General features: G+C 41.2%; 18 protein-coding genes. 10 read left to right on the forward strand and 8 right to left on the reverse strand.

Annotated elements, in window-relative coordinates; genetic code table 11:
- The 8 genes from QZZ43_RS15350 to hgcB all read left to right on the forward strand — a co-directional run.
- The coding region (locus tag QZZ43_RS15350; RefSeq protein WP_291861250.1) for a T9SS type A sorting domain-containing protein at positions 1-708 on the forward strand (708 nt) is incomplete at its 5' end.
- 66 nt (positions 709-774) lie between these two features.
- Positions 775-1,620 carry a UDP-2,3-diacylglucosamine diphosphatase gene (locus QZZ43_RS15355; protein ID WP_291861252.1) on the forward strand — a complete coding sequence of 282 codons (846 nt, stop codon included), beginning with the start codon at positions 775-777 and terminating at the stop codon, positions 1,618-1,620.
- Between the two features lie 157 nt (positions 1,621-1,777).
- Entirely contained in the window at positions 1,778-2,557 is a 780-nt protein-coding gene (locus QZZ43_RS15360; protein ID WP_291861253.1) for a hypothetical protein, read from the forward strand.
- Between the two features lie 738 nt (positions 2,558-3,295).
- Positions 3,296-4,048: a subclass B1 metallo-beta-lactamase gene (bla, locus tag QZZ43_RS15365; RefSeq protein ID WP_291861255.1), complete on the forward strand. Its 753-nt coding sequence runs from the start codon at positions 3,296-3,298 to the stop codon at positions 4,046-4,048.
- 187 nt (positions 4,049-4,235) lie between these two features.
- A complete protein-coding gene (locus tag QZZ43_RS15370; protein ID WP_291861256.1) occupies positions 4,236-4,859 on the forward strand; it encodes an NAD(P)H-dependent oxidoreductase in 624 nt (207 codons plus the stop codon).
- A 24-nt stretch (positions 4,860-4,883) separates the two neighbouring features.
- Positions 4,884-5,480 (forward strand): sigma-70 family RNA polymerase sigma factor, encoded by a 597-nt coding sequence (locus QZZ43_RS15375; RefSeq protein ID WP_291861257.1) that lies wholly within the window; start codon positions 4,884-4,886, stop codon positions 5,478-5,480.
- 68 nt (positions 5,481-5,548) lie between these two features.
- Positions 5,549-6,676 (forward strand): mercury methylation corrinoid protein HgcA, encoded by a 1,128-nt coding sequence (locus QZZ43_RS15380; protein WP_291861259.1) that lies wholly within the window; start codon positions 5,549-5,551, stop codon positions 6,674-6,676.
- Between the two features lie 6 nt (positions 6,677-6,682).
- The gene (gene hgcB, locus QZZ43_RS15385) at positions 6,683-6,973 is read left to right on the forward strand and encodes a mercury methylation ferredoxin HgcB (RefSeq protein WP_291861261.1); all 291 of its coding nucleotides are present in this window, start codon (positions 6,683-6,685) and stop codon (positions 6,971-6,973) included.
- A 652-nt stretch (positions 6,974-7,625) separates the two neighbouring features.
- Here the strand turns inward: hgcB and QZZ43_RS15390 are convergent.
- The 6 genes from QZZ43_RS15390 to QZZ43_RS15415 all read right to left on the reverse strand — a co-directional run bounded on the left by QZZ43_RS15390 (position 7,626) and on the right by QZZ43_RS15415 (position 14,044).
- On the reverse strand, positions 7,626-8,441 hold the full coding sequence (locus QZZ43_RS15390) for a universal stress protein (protein ID WP_291861262.1): 816 nt from the start codon (positions 8,439-8,441) through the stop codon (positions 7,626-7,628).
- Between the two features lie 316 nt (positions 8,442-8,757).
- Positions 8,758-9,117, reverse strand: a complete 360-nt coding sequence (locus QZZ43_RS15395) for a hypothetical protein (RefSeq protein WP_291861264.1) — start codon at positions 9,115-9,117, stop codon at positions 8,758-8,760.
- A gap of 33 nt (positions 9,118-9,150) precedes the next feature.
- On the reverse strand, positions 9,151-9,798 hold the full coding sequence (locus tag QZZ43_RS15400) for a sulfite exporter TauE/SafE family protein (RefSeq protein ID WP_291861266.1): 648 nt from the start codon (positions 9,796-9,798) through the stop codon (positions 9,151-9,153).
- Entirely contained in the window at positions 9,795-10,322 is a 528-nt protein-coding gene (locus QZZ43_RS15405; protein WP_291861268.1) for an NUDIX domain-containing protein, read from the reverse strand. Before QZZ43_RS15405 ends, QZZ43_RS15400 begins: the two co-directional genes overlap by 4 nt.
- A gap of 137 nt (positions 10,323-10,459) precedes the next feature.
- The gene (locus QZZ43_RS15410) at positions 10,460-12,040 is read right to left on the reverse strand and encodes a YfcC family protein (protein ID WP_291861269.1); all 1,581 of its coding nucleotides are present in this window, start codon (positions 12,038-12,040) and stop codon (positions 10,460-10,462) included.
- Positions 12,041-12,247: 207 nt separating this feature from the next.
- On the reverse strand, positions 12,248-14,044 hold the full coding sequence (locus QZZ43_RS15415) for a chloride channel protein (RefSeq protein ID WP_291861271.1): 1,797 nt from the start codon (positions 14,042-14,044) through the stop codon (positions 12,248-12,250).
- A 370-nt stretch (positions 14,045-14,414) separates the two neighbouring features.
- On the opposite strand from QZZ43_RS15415, the gene QZZ43_RS15420 reads away from it, so the two are divergent.
- A complete protein-coding gene (locus QZZ43_RS15420; RefSeq protein WP_291861273.1) occupies positions 14,415-16,814 on the forward strand; it encodes a carboxypeptidase-like regulatory domain-containing protein in 2,400 nt (799 codons plus the stop codon).
- On the opposite strand, the gene QZZ43_RS15425 is transcribed toward QZZ43_RS15420, so the two are convergent.
- Together QZZ43_RS15425 and QZZ43_RS15430 are read right to left on the reverse strand one after the other, a co-directional pair.
- The gene (locus QZZ43_RS15425; RefSeq protein ID WP_291861275.1) at positions 16,758-17,957 is read right to left on the reverse strand and encodes a metallophosphoesterase; all 1,200 of its coding nucleotides are present in this window, start codon (positions 17,955-17,957) and stop codon (positions 16,758-16,760) included. The genes QZZ43_RS15420 and QZZ43_RS15425 overlap by 57 nt on opposite strands.
- A 39-nt stretch (positions 17,958-17,996) precedes the next feature.
- A complete protein-coding gene (locus QZZ43_RS15430) occupies positions 17,997-18,815 on the reverse strand; it encodes an SDR family oxidoreductase (RefSeq protein WP_291861277.1) in 819 nt (272 codons plus the stop codon).
- Between the two features lie 289 nt (positions 18,816-19,104).
- Here QZZ43_RS15430 and QZZ43_RS15435 point away from each other — a divergent pair, with 289 nt between their 5' ends.
- Entirely contained in the window at positions 19,105-19,461 is a 357-nt protein-coding gene (locus QZZ43_RS15435; RefSeq protein WP_291861278.1) for a hypothetical protein, read from the forward strand.
- Positions 19,462-19,725: the final 264 nt, after the last annotated feature.

The following is a 19,725-nucleotide window of genomic DNA, read 5'->3' on the forward strand; positions in this document are numbered from 1 at the left end:
CAGGGCGTCAGAGAGTTTTATCACACTTGGTTTTCCGATGGTTCTTCCTTGTGGGACAGGGTTGGAGCGTCCACTTATGGTCCTGCACCGGGGTTTCTTACAGGTGGTCCCAATCCCTCGTACGATTGGGATGGTTGCTGTCCGGGAGGTTGTGGTTCAGCAGCAAATAATCAGGCTTGTTATGCAGTGGATATTGTTCCGCCTAAAGGTCAGCCTGCGCAGAAGTCCTATAAAGATTTTAACAACTCATGGCCCCTAAATTCTTGGTCTGTAACTGAGAACAGTTGTGGATATCAGGCCAATTACATCCGTTTGCTTGCCAATTTTGCAGATTATTCTTATGACTGCAATGGTGACCTGAATGGGGAAGCATCTTTAGATGTTTGTGGTGTATGTGCAGGTGGAAACACAGGACGGGAACCGGTCGTTGATCCTGCCGATTGCGAAACCAATTCCATTCGATTGCCTGATTCAGGCAACCGGGAATTCACATTGTGGCCTAATCCGGCAAAAGAGAATTTGCATGTTCTTAACTCCTTTGGCCGGGAATTTACTTACCGGATTGTAAATCTTAGGGGGATTGTAATGCAGGAAGGTTTGGGGATGGGAGAGGAAACAATCGATGTGGCCCCATTGGAGTCGGGAACCTATTTTGTTGTTTTTGATACAGATTCCGAAGTTTTTTCTCAAAAGTTGGTGGTGAATTAGTTAACCCTTTCCAAAAGGTCTTTTTCCCCTTAAAGTTTTATATATTTGTTGGTATAAGCCAGGTATATGAACGCAAAAAGACCATTAAAAGCGGTTGTTATTTCCGATGCTCATTTGGGAACCATCAGCAGTAAAGCGAATCAACTTTATGCATATCTGAAAACCATCCAGCCGGAAACTTTGGTGTTGAATGGTGATATAATTGATTTTTGGCGTTTTTCAAAGCGGTATTTTCCTGCTTCACACCTGAGAGTTATCCGTTATCTGTTTAAAATGGCCGAAACGGGTACCAAGATTATTTTTATTCCCGGAAACCATGATGAGGTTGGACGTCGGTTTACCGGGGTTGATTTTGGCCATCTTCGCATCGATAATAAAGTGGTTTTAAATCTTGATGGAAAAGCAGCCTGGATTTTCCATGGCGATGTATTTGATGTGGTTATGCATCACTCCAAGTGGTTGGCAAAAATGGGTGCCGCAGGGTATGGAATTCTTGCCGGCATCAACCGGATGGTCAATTCTGTTCTCCGGCTCCTTGGGCGGAACCCTATTTCTCTGGCCGCCAAAATTAAAGACAAGGTAAAAGGAGGCAAGAAGGAAGCTGTAACCAAGTTTGAAGCTATTGTGGCTCGTCTGGGAATTCGCAAAGGCTACCACTACGTAATTTGCGGTCATATCCATCGGCCCGCCAAAAAGCGTATTAAATCTCCTGCCGGCGCCATTACTTATCTTAATTCAGGTGACTGGGTTGACAACATGACTTCACTTGAATATGAAAATAGGGACTGGCACCTCAAGCATTGGGATGCTTCAATTGAGACTTCTATTGAGGATACAGTGGAAGAACAAATACTCTCCGAAACACTTGAAGATGTTTTTACCCGTGCCTTTAAAGAGGTTTTAAAAAGTTGAGAAAGAGAGTCTGACAAGGATGCATTAATGCCGGGGATTTTAGGAGTTAGAGAACTGTGGGGGTGATGATATAAATTAGTTACCTTCAAGCTTAAAAAAGCAACCATTCTGAATCAAATGTCATCTAAAAGGAAAAGACATCTATAAAAACAAAATTATGAAAAATTTTCAAATATTGTTTTTCTCAATTGCTTTAGTCGGTTTGCATAGTTGCAATAAAGACGAACTTGTTATTCAACAAGGAGAGTGTATGCCTTTTTTTATTTCTGACACCTACGAATACCCTATTGTTCCAGGAATGGATGAATGGGCAGACTTAAAATCGTTATCTGAAATGGTACAGGCTTGCCAAATCCCAAATAGCAAATTAAAATCTATTTCGACAGAGGGTTTATTGGAAACCTTATTGACTTATCCACTGATACTTGATTATGGAGCATTTAATTTTGGTCAGGACGGATTTGAGAGAATTAAATCTGAAAACAATGGGTTTGAAGAACTTTATGGAAGAACAAATTTCTTTAATGTTATTACGGAAAGATATAAACTAATGTCCTTAAATTGTGACAAAAATCATTATCCTCCATTTTTCGCAGGAATCGAAACTCCAATTCAGATTTCATTTGAAACAATTGAGTTCTTTATGCTTCAGGACGAGTTGTTGAATAAAACTAATTCAAATCAAAGAATTCAAATTCTTGAATTGGTGCTGGAAAAGCTTCAAGCAAAAAAGGAATATGGTATTTCTCAAAATGAGAACTTAGTTTCATATGCGATATTGGGAAAAATAATGATTAATGAAAATTATTCTCCGTTTGTAAATATCAATGACGAAAATGAAATCGTAGCAGGATTAGTTAGAATTCCGATTGGATTCGATTCCGAATTGTTAGATTTAATTGAAGATAAAGCAAAAGAATTAAAAGCCAGCAGGTAACAATGTTCAAAAATTATAGCCGAAACAGTAGTAAATTCAAGAGTTGTAGCCCGCATTAGCTTTTCTGTTTGTTGAAAGGTTTGGAGTCTGCAATCGGCTACTTTGCATATAATCAATGTCATAGGCAGCCCTGAAAGACGATGGTGCAACAGAAAATGAAGTCCAATATAAAGAAGTATACATTTAAACAGGGACTGCCACAAGAATTTGAATTGGTTGGTATCGGACAACTATACAACAACCATTCTGACCTGTTGACCACCCCACATCGGACAGGCTTTTATCACATACTTTGGTTTCAAAAAGGTAATCCAACTCATTTGGTTGACTTCAATCCCGTTAAAATTAAACCTAATACAATTCTTTTTATGACTTGTTCCGAGTAGAAAACGGGGAAATAGCTGAACATTGGGACGTAATTGAACCCATCCCTGCAAAATAGAATTGGAGAAACAACAACGGAAAGTTCTAAACATCAACATAGTGATAAGTAAATGCTAGATTGTAAAATGGTCAGGGCTTTATTGCATTCGGACACAAAAAACGGACATAAGTAGGGCAGCCGATAACAGCGGTTTTGTGTTAGGCGGGGTAAACGGCTTTGTATGACAGGTTTTCGTATATTTGAATTTCGGCTTGGTAAAATAGTTTGGTGGTAAAAGCCCGCCCGAACGCAAAGCCGCAAACCGTTGTTTGTCATGGCAAACAAAATTCTGCTAACCTCAAACCGATAGAAAAATGAATAAAAAGTATTTTTTGATAATAATATTCGGACTGATTGGATTAATTACTTCCAATGCACAGCCCAATGAAAAAATCGTGATTGACAATGATATTCAATTAATTCATATTCAGGATTCAATATTTGTTCATGTGACCTGGCACCACCTTAATGATTTTGGCCGATTTCCATCAAATGGACTGATTTTAGTTAAAAAAGGACAGGCTCTGATGATTGACACACCAATTGACGATGATAAAACCGAGAGATTAACAAAGTATTTGAAGGATTCTATGTCAGTGGATTTGACTAAATTGATAATTGGGCATTTCCATGATGATTGTTTGGGTGGATTGGGTTATTTACAAAGTATCGGGATTGAGTCAATTGCAAATTCAATGACAGTTGAGAAATGCCAAGAAATTGGATTACTCCTTCCATCAACCTCTTTTACCGATTCCTTGACGTTTAATTTTAATGGAGAACAAATTGATTGCCGATACTTTGGGGCCGGACATTCATTTGACAATATAACGGTCTGGATTTCAAATAAAAAGATTCTGTTTGGTGGATGCTTGATAAAATCAGTTGATTCAAAAGGACTGGGTAATTTATCTGATGCAGTAGTAAATGATTGGGATAATACGATTGAGAAGGTAATGAAAAGATACCCTGAGATTAAAACAGTGATTCCTGGGCACGGAGAATTTGGTGGTGTTGAACTATTAACACATACACTTGAATTAGTTGATAAAGAGAAAGGTAAATAAAAACTACGAACGCATAACATGGTTTAGTGCATGCAGGTGTCAGTGGTTTGTGAAAATTCTCAGCTCGTAAAAAATGCCGGTGTAACTTGACAGGAAATAGCCTCGTAATCCCGCACGATACCATACCATCATACTTTGCCATGCATTTAAAAGAAAGACATCAAGTTGTATAACAGACAAATAAGAAATGAAGATATTAGTCATACTTGCTCACCCGGACAGACAGAGTTTTAATCATGCAATAGCTAATGAATGTAAGCAAAAACTTGCAGAGAATGGACATAAAATAATATTTCGTGATTTATATGAGGATCGTTTCGACCCATTAATTACTTCAAAAGAGATACCTAAAAATGGTACGATAAATGACTTAGTAGAAAGGCATTGTGATGATTTGGTGCAGAGTGACGGGATAATAATTATTCATCCGAATTGGTGGGGGCAACCTCCTGCAATATTAAAAGGTTGGATTGACAGAATTATTAGACCTGGAATTGCATATGAGTTCAATGACGGTGATGATGGTGAAGGAATTCCGATAGGATTATTAAAAGCAAAGATAGGGCTTGTTTTTAATACATCAAACACAAATGCGGATAGAGAAAATAAAATATTTGGGGACCCACTGGAAACGATTTGGAAAAATTGCATTTTTAAATTTTGTGGAGTGGAAGTATTTGATAGAAAGATGTTTAGAATAGTTGTTACAAGCGATTTAGAGCAAAGACAGCAATGGCTGAAAGAAACCAGAGAATTAGTAGATAAATATTTCCCTGAAAACAAAAAAAATGATATGATGCTGAAAATGTAGGAATTTTATATTGAATAAATAAAAATGGAACATACTACAGAATCTATTTGGAATGCATGTTGCTGTAAAATAAAATCATTCATTTTAAAACATGTGTCAGATGAATACATCACAGAGGAGATATTTCAGGAAGTTTTTATCAAAATTCACATGAATATCAACACACTCAGGGATGAATCAAAAATAAATAACTGGATATTTCAGTTAACAAGAAATACTATTACCGATTATTACCGGAAACATAAAGTAAAATTCGAAGAAGAAGACAAGATAGACATCGTCGAGAGTTCGAATTTTGATTACCCGGATGAATTTAAAGATGAAAACGAACGAGATCTAGCCGATGAGATCAACTCAAGTTTAAGACCTCTTATTGAAACCTTGCCACACAAATATGCCCAGGCTCTTCTATTGATTGAATATGAGGGATTGTCGCAGGTAGAGCTGGCAAAAAGGCTAAAGATTTCACCTTCAGGTGCAAAATCACGTGTACAACGAGCTCGCAAAATGATTCAAGATAAGTTAATGACTTGTTGTCACTATGAATTCGATAAATATGGTACTGTGATTGGGGTAAAACCCAAAGAATGCTGTTTGTGTAATGGTCAATCGTCCAGTTAAATACGCCTGTTTTTGAATCCTTTTCTTGATTCTTCGTCTTTATAAGAAAGTTAAACTTATAGATAAAGATGAAACAGAAAAAGAATTCCCTGATTACAGGAACTGTTTTTACACAGATAAATGAAGTTCCTCAAGTTGCAACTAAGTTAAACCGAAAGGATTACTGGGGTGCAGTAAAAGTGCGTTGGCTAATAGGACGCGACCATTATCTGGTCGCTCCAGGCCTTTATGCTACAGGTAAACCTGATGAAAGTTCTGATGTATTTGTTACTGCCAATTATAAATTGTCATTCGATCATTTACGTAAAAACCTTGATGGCATTAACGCATGGATATTGGTGTTAGACACAAAAGGTGTTAATGTTTGGTGCGCAGCAGGGAAAGGTACCTTCGGTACATCTGAACTTGTTCACCGGATAAGAGTGACCCGACTTGGTATGATAGTTAATCACAGGAAGATTATTGTGCCTCAACTTGGAGCTGTTGGAATAGCAGCCCACCTTGTAAAAAGTTTAACTACAGTTTGTGCAAAACCTATTCCCGGTACTTTAAAGCAATCTCAGACTAATGCTAACGCACATGTTTCGGGAGAAATTGTTGAGCCGGGATTTCGTGTAATATTCGGTCCGGTTAGGGCAAAAGATATAAAAGCCTTTATACAAAACAGATACCAGACAACAACCGAAATGCGTACGGTAACCTTCAATTTCTCCGACCGGATAAAATTGCTGACGGTGGATATTGTATATGCCAGGTATAAACTTTTTGCAGCTTTTGCAATAATGTTTCTGCTTTCAGCAATTGATTCACAGGGTATCAACCTGTATCAAGCTATTAATAATGGCTTGACGGCCATGATTTTAATTACCCTTGCTTATTTTACGGGCATACTTATTACTCCCGTTTTTTTGCCTTATATCCCAGTAAGAATGTTTGCTTTTAAAGGTTTGATTAGCGGTTTTTTCTTATCGGGTATTCTATTCTTAACAGGAGATTTAGGTATTGGATATTTTGGGATTGCAGCCTGGTTTCTTTTACTCCCGGCAATTTCATCTTTTATGACCATGAACTTTACAGGTGCCTCAACATTCACTTCTCTTTCGGGAGTTAAAAAAGAGATGAAAATATTTGTACCTATTCAAATTTTCATGGTCAGTATTGGGCTTATTTTGTATGTTATCAATAACTTAACTTAGAAAGTGATGAAAACTATGGTTTATATAAAAGATGTTGTCACCCTGGAGCTTAATCAGGACAAATGTAATGGTTGCGGCATGTGTGTTAAAGTCTGCCCACATGGGGTTTTCAATATTGAAATGGGAAAAGCTCAAATAGTTAAACAGGATTATTGTATGGAATGTGGGGCATGTGCCTTAAATTGTCCCCAGGTTGCAATAACAGTTCTTTCGGGATTAGGGTGTGGTTGCGCTACTGGCATTATTGAAAACTATTTTGCCGGGAATAGAAAAGATTGTGGGTGTTCAAGCTGTTAACCTGAGTCAGCACAAAGGACATATTATGCAAAGTAAAAAAATATAATAAACTGGTACTTCTGAACAACATTTTGTTTTGGTCCGTATTCTACAGAGATATCTGTACACGTTGAGAAGCAGACGAAATACTCTCTAAATGTGATTTGAAACCAGTATACTGAGAGGTACGTCCAGTTGTCAGAATTGTGTTTAAAATGCTTGTGGTAAGACAGTTGCTTAAAGATTTCTGCTCCGGTCAACAGTTGTAACAGCAGACAATAACAACTCCCGTAATCCCCAATGATTTAATACATGTGTTAGTCAGCGGTAATATGACGCAACCCCTTCTTAAAAAAAAATCATCTATATAAGAAACAATACAACCCAAATATACAATGAAGAAGTTATTTGTCATCTGTTTCAATTAAAGTTTTCCTTGTTGAGGATTTATTACTAAAGAAACGGAAATATTTTTTCAATTGGATTACTATTTGACTGTATGTTTGGGAGATAATAAAACAATGATGCGCTAAAATCATTATTGCCTGGTTTGAGCCGGACTGATACGACGCACGCCTCAGGAATAGTGGCTTCCAGATTTAAACTATAAATATTCTGCCAATAGAAATTCCGGCTGCTTTAATTCATGAGTTCTCAAAACACCAACAAGATCTTAACCTTTTTCATGCAATATCAGCATTGGATGATGTGGATGCCGAACCATTTTTTTAATGATATGCGGATTGAAAATGCGTTCGAAAAAGCTGTGGTGATGCCTTACCAGCGTCAGTAGTGTTGCGTCATTGTCGTCCATCCATTTCAGAATGCTCTTGCAAACGTCACCTTCATTATCTATAAAATGAAAGCTTAGCTTCAGGCCCGGAAAATGAGATGCAATTTTTTCCTCGGCTTCAACCCGGTTAATGTATTGTTCTTCCAGAACATTGAGGAATAGAAGTTCGCTGTTATAGGCCTCCACCAAATGAGTAAGGGGTTCTGCCATTTTGGAAATGTCAACGTCTTTCATGTCGGTGGCAAAGGCAATTTTTTCAGGAGGGGTGAAACGTGCTTTCCGGGGAACAACCAGCATGGGGAAATGAATGTGTTTAATGATTTCCAGGGCATTGCTTCCCAGCAAGAAGTGTTCGAGGGCACTTTCTCCTTTACACCCCAGAATAAGGAGTTCAGGCTCGAAATCTTCTATCTCCTTATTAATAACCTCTGTCATGGCTCCAAAACGGGAGGCCAGTTCAATTCGTGAATGGGGAAATTTGGCATGTAGAAGTGACAACTCTTTTCTTAGTCCGCGCATGCTTTCTTCTGCCATTTCCTCCTTTATCTGCATGATGTATGGACTGCCACTGAACTCTACGTCGAAGACATTCAGCAATTCAAAATGGGTCTTTTCTTTTTCGAACATTTTAAGGGCATAGATGCATGCGTTTCGGGCAATCTCTGAAAAATCGGTAAGAAGTAAGACACGTCTCATAGGTTTGGTGTTTTAAGAGGGTGAAACAAAGTTTTATCGGCTTTTTCAGATAAAATTTACAAAATTTTTTTGGGAATGGAAAGGTTGTTTTGGAGTTTTTAATCACGATTGTCCGGAGAAACTTATTTCTGGAAAAAGATTGCTTCGCTTCTCCGAATGACAACCATTAATATGCAATTTACAGTGGCTTCCCCAATTTTATATATGACAGAAATGGCAGGTCTCTGAAAGAGGCCAGTTAGAGCTACCCGGGGTGGACAAGCTGGGTTACCTGGAGGAAGAATATGAAAAAGTGAATGGGCGAAGGCGAGACAGTTTAAAGAATACGCTCCATGACAAATATCCCGTTAACGCCCTGAGTGTCTTCACCGGAGCCAACAATCCGGCCCATGGCATTGATGAGGCCGGTGCGTTCTTCCGGCTCATAAGATGCCTCTGTACCTCCTGAAAGCACAACTATAGAAGACTCCGAAAAAGTGACCTGCGTACCGTCAACTTTCCCTTTTATTTTGACTCGGATATACATAGGGGCTTCGTCAGGAATTATTTCTTTGAATACGATATGTCCCGACAAATTTTTACCATTCTGAAACAAGCGTGCTTCTCCAATGTCCTCCCCATGGTCAAAATCTTCATGGAAACGCCAGAAACCGGTTAAGTCGTTTGTTTGCTTCATCACTTTGGTTTTTGTTTGATGTGCCTGGAGATTTTACAGCCCCAGGAATTGAATGGATAGTCCTGATACAAATATAATTATACCTGCCACAAAATGAGATAGGGGATGAAGTTTATTGAGCCTGATTTTAGATAGTCCCAGAGATGCGGCCCAAACAGTAATTAGCATGGTTCCAACAGTTACTAATCCGAAAATAGTGGTAACCAATATGATGGCAGTAGTACTTTCATGTGCTGCCGGATACATGAGCAGAGGAATGAGAGGTTCGCACGGACCCAGGAAAAAGATAATGAAAAGCATCCATGGGGTTGTCTTTGTCGAAGGGTTATGTCCGTGAGAACTATGGGCCTTTTTGTGCTTGAAATAGTGCCGAAGGCCCCAAATAGCATAAAGCAACCCAAAGGCAATCAATCCCCAGGCCGCAAGGTTTCCTCTAATTCCTTCGAACCAGGTAAGCTTTTGTAGTTGAATACCAATAAATATACCAAGCATTCCTATTATGACACTGCTAAGCACATGACCAATGCCGCAGACCATGGTGAGCCCAAGTGTTCGGGAAAGACTCCAGTTTCTTGCCTTTCCGATAACAATAAAAGGCAAATAGTGATCCGGCCCAAGGATGGTATGTACAAAACCTATACTTGCAGCGCTCCAAAGAAGAATGAAAAGCTCGTTTGTCATTGTTTTTTGTCAGCCAAATAAGTTTTCAGAATTTTTTTGATTGAGTTACTACTGATTTTATTAAAGTCGATTTCTTTGGGGTCGAAAAAATGAAAATCGGCAATGTCGTCATCGACTTTTATATTATCAAAACTTTTTACTTTGCAGGCAAATCCAAAATCGGTCGTAAAAACGGAATAATCGTTATATACGTACTCATTCGGAAAGCTGCCTAAGTAGCGCAACTCGGTAATTTCCAGATTAAGTTCTTCTTTTAACTCCCGCTTGAGGGCATCTTCCCCATTTTCCATGGGGTCAACAAATCCACCCGGCAAATCAAGTGCCCCGATGGCAGGCTCAACACCTCTTACAGTAAGAAGTATTTGTCCTTCTTCGTTTTCTATTACTGCAGCAACCGCTGCTGCGCTGTTTATAAAAAACTTAAACCCACAACTATCACACTTAAACGACTTGGATGAGTCTGTTTTGAACAGTCCCGAACCGCAGCTGGGACAATACTTCAAAACTTTTTCCGGACGTGCCATAAAGTCAAATTTGTTTATTTTGTTTTATCGAATAGCCCCGATAAACAGGCGGTTGATGTATTTATTCGTTCGTGAACAACAAATGTAAACCTAAATACAAATCAATAAACCGACAAGAGAATTACAAAATTAATTGATTAAAATCCATTTAAATTCATTGTGACTGTCGGTATGAGTAACAAGAATCCCACAATAATCAGAATCGTGATGAGGGGGGCAATCCACCTGGCCCATTTCACGAAGGGGATGCGTGCAACGCCCAAAACCCCTATCAAAACTCCTGATGTGGGGGTTATGAGGTTCGTGAAGCCGTCGCCAAACTGAAAGGCCATTACTGTGGCTTGTCTGGACAACCCTATGAGGTCGCTGAATGGGGCCATAATAGGAATGGTTAATGCTGCTTTGGCAGAACCACTGGGGATTACAATGTTTATTACTGTTTGGATGACGTACATTATCCCTACCGAAGCTACATTCCCCATGTCCTGCATGCCACCTGCCATTGCATGAAGAATGGTATGGACAATTTTTCCGTTTTCCAGAATTACGATGATTCCACCTGCCAGTCCAACAATTAATGCAGCCGACATAATGTCTTTTGCTCCTTCGAGAAAGAGGTGGGTAATTTCGTCGGCGCTTTTATTCATGGCAATGCCGGCAAGGATACCCATGGCAAAGAAAAGTGTTGCGATTTCCATGATGTACCAGCCAAATCCCATGACCCCTACAATTAAAAATAAGATGGTGAAACCAAGAATAACCAGGACAAAAGCGGGGGCAGATTTTCTGAGGGCTACAAACCCGGTAACGGCAAATAATGCTGTGAGTCCGGGAATAAACCATCCGGTTATGCCGTCGCCACCGCCAATGGTCAGTGTACTCACCGGCCAATTAATGGAGAACAGTATAAGAGCACCTAAAGTCAGAGTGTAAGCAACCCAGGAGGCGGTATAAGTCTTGTGTCCTGTGTCCGCGTCGTTCTCTGTTATTTCATGTCGCCAATGATGGTCTTCTTCATAAACGGGGGAGCGTTTTGGGTCTTTTTTGATGCGGGCACCATACCATAAAATGTATCCGATGCCAATTAGGTTGATGACGGCCCATGAAAACAGGCGGTATTCGAAACCACTGAAAAGCGGGAGTCCTGCTAATCCCTGTGCAATGCCGATTGTGAAAGGATTGAGTACTGCACCTGCAAATCCCAGTCCGGCCGCCACAAACACCATTGATACGCCCATGATACTGTCGTAGCCCATAGAAATGGCGAGCGGAACAACGATAACTACAAAGGCAATGGTTTCTTCACTCATACCAAAGACCGCTCCGAATATCGAAAACATCAGCATGATCATGATGATGATAAGATTATTGGCACCAATGAGCCTGATGGCTTTAAACTTATCCAGTTTGCGGGTGAACTTCAGGAATGAATAAATTCCGATGTCAATGGCTTTACTGTCGTTCAGAATCCAGAAGGCACCACCAATCATCAATATGAATACAATGATTCCCGCCTGCTTTTCAAAACCTTCAAAAAGGGCAGCAAAAATTTGCCATGTCTGTGGCTGACTCTCAACTTCACGGAAATCAACTATGGAGGTTGTATCAGCCTCGTCTGGCGTTACATACTGGCCTCCCGGAACAAACCAGGTGGCTATTGCTGCCATCACTATAAGCGAGAAAACAATTACGTAGGTATGAGGAACTTTTTTAAACATTGGTGTTGGTCTTTATTTTAAGTCAAGTCCAAAAATAGAGTTTTACCGGCGATTATTTCAATATTTCCTGTAAAATTATGATTCAATATCCATTGAGGTTTTCGTAAATGGCAAACAGATAATTACTTACAAAACGTAAGGGTGTGGCCGCAACTAATTAATAATAAAACCTTTCCGTTTAGGTGTTTGTTGACGGACTAACAGGGGCTAATATTCTCCGGAAAATTTCTTAACAAGATTGCGGTATGCGGTAAAGGCATTGGCCCGGGAAATAAATCCCATATATCGTCCTTTGTCAATCACGGCGATGTTGAACCTCCCTGAATTACGGAATACCTCCACCAAATCTTCCATCGAGTCATCGGGACTGATGAAATATTGTGGCATATACATCAGGTCTTTAACCTGAACGCTTTCGTAAAGTTCTGGTTTGAAGATGATGCTTCGGATGTCATCCATTTTCACCATTCCATGCAACATTCCTTTCTCATCTACAACAGGGAAGAGATTTCGGTGGGCTTTAGACACCACGTTCACAAGGTCGCCCAGTTTGGCTTCAGGAGCTATTACCGAGAAATCAGTTTCTATAAGCTTCGTTACGTCCATCAGGGTTAATGCCATCTGGTCTTTATCGTGGGTCAGTAATTCTTTGCGCTGAGCCAGCTGGTGGGTATAGACAGAGTTTTTGACAAATGTTTTCGCCGTGGCAAAAGAGATGGCAGAGGTTATCATAAGAGGAAGAAATAATTCATATCCTCCTGTAACGTCAGCAATGAGAAAGAGTCCTGTTAACGGAGCGTGCAACACTCCGGCTATCAGTCCTCCCATTCCCGCAAGGGCAAAGTTTTGCTCCGAGAGTTCGGTAATTCCCAAATGAGAGACGAGCATCGCGAAAAGCAGTCCTGTACTGGAACCAATGAAAAGCGTTGGGGCAAATATTCCACCTACTCCGCCACTGCCGAAGGTGATAGAGGTGGCTATCACTTTGAGTGCAATAATTAAGAGCACCAGACCGGCCACTGCCGGCCAATAATCTTGAAGACCCGCGAAGATTTCCTGGTCAAAAAGAAAGGAGATGTCGCCGGCAAGAATTCTGTTAATGGTATCGTATCCTTCGCCATAAAGGGAGGGGAAAAAGAAAAGTAGAATGCCCAGGCCCAGGCCTCCTGCCAGCAGTCGGGATTGTAAAGTTTTTAGTTTTTCAAATATGCGTTCAATGTATAAATAAACCTTAGTGAAATATACTGCTACCAAGCCGGTGAAAATCCCCAGTACAATATAAAACAGCAGGTCGTCAATCTTAAAGGTGGCTGTAATGGTTACGGGATACAGCACCTGCTGGCCCATAAATAAATAAGAAGTGAGGACAGCTGACGCTGATGCCATCAGCAGGGGCACAATCGCGGTCAGTGTCAGATCCAGCATAATGACTTCCAATGCGAAAACAATGGCTGCAATGGGTGCTTTAAAGATTGCCGACATGGCAGCCGCTGACGCACAACCCAGCAGAAGAGTTATTTGCCGGTGGTTGAGATGAAAAAACTGGCCAATGTTACTTCCGATGGCTGCTCCGGTAGAGACTGTCGGCCCCTCAAGTCCTACGCTTCCCCCAAAGCCCACCGTAAGCGAGCTGGTTACGATGCTGGAAAACATATTGTGACTACGGATACGTCCTTTCCTTTTGGATAGCGCATAAAGGACATTGGGGATTCCGTGGCGGACCGGGCGTTTCAATACAAATTTAATGAAAAGGACAGTTAAAAGGATGCCTATGATGGGGGAGAAGAGAAAAATGTAACCGGGACCTTCAGCGTGAATGATGTCCTGTACCAATACGCTGATGAAGTGAACGCTGTTTTTTATGGCCACAGCCCCTAACCCGGAAGCAATACCCACCAAAATACTCAGAAACATAATGAATTGACGATTGCTGACGTGACGCAATCTCCATTTTAAAAAACGGCCTAATAATTTCTGCGGGTTAATTATGTTTTTTAGCCCCATTCAGGTTATCTCTTTTGATTTGGTTCAAAATTATCATTTTTAGAATGAAACCACATAAGGCACATAAGATTTTTTTGGATTGCTGAAGGTGGGTTTCGATTGATGGGACCTCGTTTTTAATCTTTTTTGCAGTAAGAATGATTGTTGCAGGCAAGGTTGACTTTGGTTAAAGCGCGAAAACATAGTTTGCCATTTGTACCTTACACATATTAATACGTGCAGGTTTCTTAAGGCATTCTGGAGACCTTTTTTAACAGAGGTTCCATAGGTTTTAAAATCAAACACCAATGGAAAAAAAATATTATTTTTTCGAACAACTTTATTAGAATTGTTGTTTAATAATCTGTATCCAAACACTAAACAATTTGAGATGAAAACCAGACATCAAACATCTATACTATTCTTGTTTATTACATCATTGGCTTTTGGGCAAACCGCTACACTCAGGGGATTGGTAAAAGATGCCTACAATAACGAGCCACTGCCATTTGTTAATATTGTTATTGACGGAACCAATACCGGAACCACCACCAACCAAGAGGGGGAGTTTATTTTTGAGGAGTTAACTCCCGGTTTTATTCAGTTGCAATTGTCATCTATCGGTTATGAGAATAAACTGACTGAAGAGATTAATCTGTCTGCTGTCCGCTCTAATTACATTGAAGTTGTAATGAAGCAAAAGACAACTCAGCTGGAGGAGGTTCAGGTAACTGCCGGTAGTTTTGTACGAAGGGGGGAGTCTCCCGTTTCTTTGCGGCGCATTGGTATTGAGCAGATTGAGAAGGGAGCAGGCGCATCCAGAGATTTGGCCAAGGTATTACAGAGTTTTCCCGGAGTGGGGGCAGCAGTTTCTTTTCGAAACGATTTGATTGTACGTGGCGGAGGCCCGTCCGAAAACCGCTTTTTTCTGGATGGTATTGAGATACCGGTACTGAATCACTTTTCCACACAAGGGGCATCGGGAGGGGCTGTGGGTATTTTGAACGTGGACTTCATTCGTGAGGTTGATTTTTATTCCAGTGCTTTTCCGGCCGACAGGGGTGGAGCCATGAGTTCGGTTTTTGAGTTTAAGCAGATTGATGCCAACAAGGACAAACCTTCATTTAAGAGTACTCTGGGAGCATCAGAAATTTCTTTGTCTGCCAATACGCCTTTGGGCGAGAAGACAGGAGGTTTGTTTTCGGTCAGACGGTCCTATTTGCAATTTTTATTCGACCAGATAGGGTTGCCGTTTCTGCCCACATTTAACGATTTTCAATTCCGCACACGGACACGCTTCGACCAGAAAAATGAGTTGACGTTGCTTGGGGTGGGAGCCATCGATGAGTTCAAATACAATCCATCGCCCGAACCGTCGGAGGAAAACCGTTATACCTTACAGTATTTGCCGGCTTATGAACAGTGGAATTATACCGTGGGAGCCAGCTACAAGCATTTTATGGAACGCAATTATTATGTGCTTGCGCTCAGCCGCAGTCATCTTAATAATGTGATTTCCAAATATGAGGACAATGAAGTGGATAATCCGGATAAATTATTAACCGATTACACGAGTGATGAAATTCAAAACCGATTGCGTTTCGAAGTATTCAGCAATCCCGGAAAATATACCCTGAAAGGGGGTGTTAATCTGGAAAGTGCTTCGTATTACAACCGTACATTTGCCAGGACGTTTCGTGACGGGCAGGAGGAATTAATTCGCTACGAATCCGACCTTGACTTCTTTCAGTACGGTGCTTTTGGTACTGTTTCCCGGAAGTATTTCGGGGATAAACTGGATGTGAGGCTCGGTTTTCGCTTTGACGGAAATTCCTACAGTGATGAGATGAATAATCCGCTGAATCAACTCAGTCCCCGGTTTACAGCATCTTACGATTTGATGCCGCAAGTGAGTGTGACGTTCAACTCAGGGCGATATTTTCAGTTGCCGGCATATACAATGATGGGGTACCGCGATAACAGCGGCGAACTGGTTAACAAAAACAATGGTTTGAAGTACATTCATGCTGACCACCTGGTCGCGGGGCTGGAGTGGCGTCCCAATAGTTATACCAGAATTGGACTGGAAGGCTTTTTAAAGGATTATGATAATTATCCGTTTTCGGTTAATGACTCGGTGGCCATGGCGAGCAAGGGGGGCGAATATGGAACTTTTGGCGACGAGGAAGTAACCAGTACCTCTGAAGGACGAACTTACGGACTGGAGCTTCTGATCAGGCAGAAATCGCCCAAAGGATTCAGTTACATCCTAGCTTACACCTGGAGCCAGGCAGAATTTACCGATGTCGATGGCAACTATGTTCCTTCGGCCTGGGACAGTGAGCATTTGCTGACATTTACCTTCAATAAATCTTTCAAAAATAACTGGGACTTTGGTTTGAAATGGAGATTTGCCGGTGGATTGCCCTATACCCCTTATGACTTTGAGAAATCAAAGGATGTTCAGGCATGGAACGTACGTGGACGTGAATATCCCGATTACAGCCGCTTTAACGAAAAGCGATTGCCTTCTTTTCATCAGCTCGATTTGCGGGTCGATAAGTCGTGGATGTTTCCCAAATTCTCACTGGGCCTGTATCTGGACATTCAGAATGTTTACAATAAACAAAATGAAAACCCGCCACGCCTGGTTCAGCGTCTTGGAGAGGACGGAGAACCTGTGGTAGTGAATCCCTCTGCACCCGCAAATAATCAGGAGTACGACCTTAAAGAGTTAATTTCCACCTCCGGGACTGTGTTGCCTACTATTGGGGTTATTTTGGAATTTTAAATTAATCAATATCACCTCTGGCCTGTTGCCTGTCCTTACCGGCGGTCCCCAGGTCCCAAAACCGGTGCTGACCCAGAAGTGGGTTTCATCTTTTTTCTTGTATCCACGGCTGACTTCGTAAATTTTGTTGGTGATGTAGCCAAACGGCCACATCTGTCCGTGATGTGTGTGCCCCGATATCTGTAAATCCACTCCTTTTCCTGTTATCAAATCCAGATGATAGGGCTGATGGTCTAACACAATTACCGGACGTTTGATGTCAATGTCCTGTAAGAGTTCCTCTACATCTTTTCGTTTTTTATCATTACTGAAATTAGCATGTCGGTCTTCACGGCCTACAACATAGAATGCATCCTGAATGAGTACAGAGGTATCACGAAGAACTTTTATTCCGTGTTCTTCAAGGTATTGGATGGAGGGTTCTCCACCTCCGATGTATTCATGGTTGCCGGTGCAGGCATATATCCCCATGGGAGCTTTAAGTTTTCGCAGCGAATCGCCCAGGTTTTGACGGATGACAGGCCCCACATCTTCATCCAGCACATCTCCTGCCAAAAGAATAATATCTGGATTGAGGTCGTTGAGGGTATTGACCAGGTTGGCTGTTTTGCGTGGTCCGATGATGGTGCCCAGATGGACATCACTAACGGCCGCAATGCGTAATTCTTTCAGTCCATTGGCTTCTTTAGGAATTTCAAGATTCAGAGTTGAGGTTCTCGGATACCAGGCATTAATATGTCCGGCCATTACAACAACAAAAGTAAGGGCTGCAACTGAGGCTCCGACAATAAACTTGAAGCGCACATAATCCGTTCCGGCGATTTTCCTTACGAAAGGGATTGCCAGGTCGATTAGTCGGCCAATGTCAATAAGTAAAACCTGGAGTGTGGCATAAAGCATCACAGCAAACCAAAATGCTCCCAACCAGTGAAGTGAAACAGTCAACGGGTTGTACATACTTTTTTCAAGGGTGCGACCAGCCATGTATGACAGGGTGGCCAGTATCATAAAAGCAATAAACCAGGGCCTGACTTTTGGAAAGGCCTCCAGGGCCTGGTATCCCCGCCAGGAAAGATAAAAATTGACGAGGATCTGAACAGTGAGTACGATTGCAAAAAACATATAGTATTGACTTTTTTCCATGTTAAAAGTTTAATCAGGATTTAGGAAAGGTTGAAATGCTCAGATGTTGATAAGTATTCGTATCAGGTGGCGAAACCAGGTTCCGGGCAAAATGCGGTAAAGCAATATAAACATTTTGGCCTGAGAGCCGGCTGGATATCTGAGCTTGTTGGATCGGGAAGTGGCCGCCCGGAAAATGGTTTTAGCAATCATTGTTGGCTGGGCCGCATATTTGAATGTGTTGTTGTAAAAATGAGAGACCTTTTGTGATATGGCAATGTAGCGTTGGTCATCAGGAGGCAGGATCTCATCTTTTGAGCGTCCGTTAAATTCAGTCCTTACCGGGCCCGGTTCTATAAGCTTAACTTTAATATTGAATGGGTATAACTCATAAAAAAGACTTTCGGTAAGCCCTTCCACCGCGAATTTGCTGGCATGATAAAGTGAGTAGAGGGGTAATCCCATTTTTCCTGCAATGGATGAGATGTTTATGATGGTTCCTTTCTTTCTGACGCGCATTAATGGCAAGATGTATCTTATTACCCTGAGCGTTCCCAGTACATTGGTGTCAAACTGCCGAATGATTTGTTCGTCGCCGGCTCCCTCAAGTATGCCCAGTGCACCATAACCGGCATTGTTGACCACCACATCGATCCCATCCATGTCGTCCCATGCCTTTAGAATGGTTTGTTCAGCTCCATGTGGCTGAGTTACATCCAAAGGATAAATGGCTACCCCGGGAATATTGACCAGGTCACCTGCTTTTTCGGGATTTCGCATGGTGGCAGCAACTTTCCAGCCGCGGGCAGCAAAGTAACGAACGGTTTCGCGTCCAATGCCGGAGGAAGCTCCTGTTATAAGTATGTTCTTAGTCTTCATGAAATGGTTTGATGTGGAAATTGCCTTTTCTAAGGTGTTACTAAAGTTAGATGTTTTAACTTTGACGCGAAACAGGCTGCGCAGGTTTTTTAAATTTTATCAATGGCATGTAAAGAACAATAAACTTCCTTTTATGTTTGTTGAATGATGGGTTTCGGTTGGTGGAACTTGTGCGGCAAACAAATCTACAAAATGAAACACGGGCGTGAAAAATTTTGTTATTAAGGATTACGTATGAAGCAAATCATGCGAGTTTTATCAGAATAATAACTTGAAATATGCTAAACAGATGAACAATAAACTTTTTCTTTTTATCGGATTGTTTCTGGTTTTTCTTGCAATTGGACTGCGGATTTTCGGAGTGGATTGGTACAGCTATGTATTGATTGCGGGTATTTCGCTTAAAGTCTTATATCTCACACTTGGATTGATCAACGGGTCACTTGCGGGCGGACGTTACCTGGTGATGCTATTTGCAGGAATTGCCATGGTAGGCACCGGTGGATTTCTGAAAGGAGAGCCCTCAACAGCCTTGACAGGCTCTTTGCTGATGTATGCAGGTTTCCTGTTGAAAGCTGTTTCTATTGTATTTATGGTTGTGGTGGGACGAAGGCGAAGGATGCAGGCCAAAGAGCTGATGAGCTAATGAACTGATGAGTTTTGTTTATTGAAAGCCAGACTCAAAATGCTTATATGTCTTAATCTCTAGGTTTTCTCTTAATATATGTGGTTTAGTTAATTACATCAAAAAGTAGCTTAATAATATCATAGCCAGACATTTGATAATTGTCTGGCTATGTTGTAATGGAAAAACTACTGACTAACCATTATTGACGTATTACTCCTTCAGCCACTTATCCAGCCAACCAAAGAATTCTCTTTGCCAAAGAATTCCGTTTTGTGGTGTTAG

The organism is Marinilabilia sp., from assembly GCF_016278715.1.
Classification (GTDB): domain Bacteria; phylum Bacteroidota; class Bacteroidia; order Bacteroidales; family Marinilabiliaceae; genus Marinilabilia.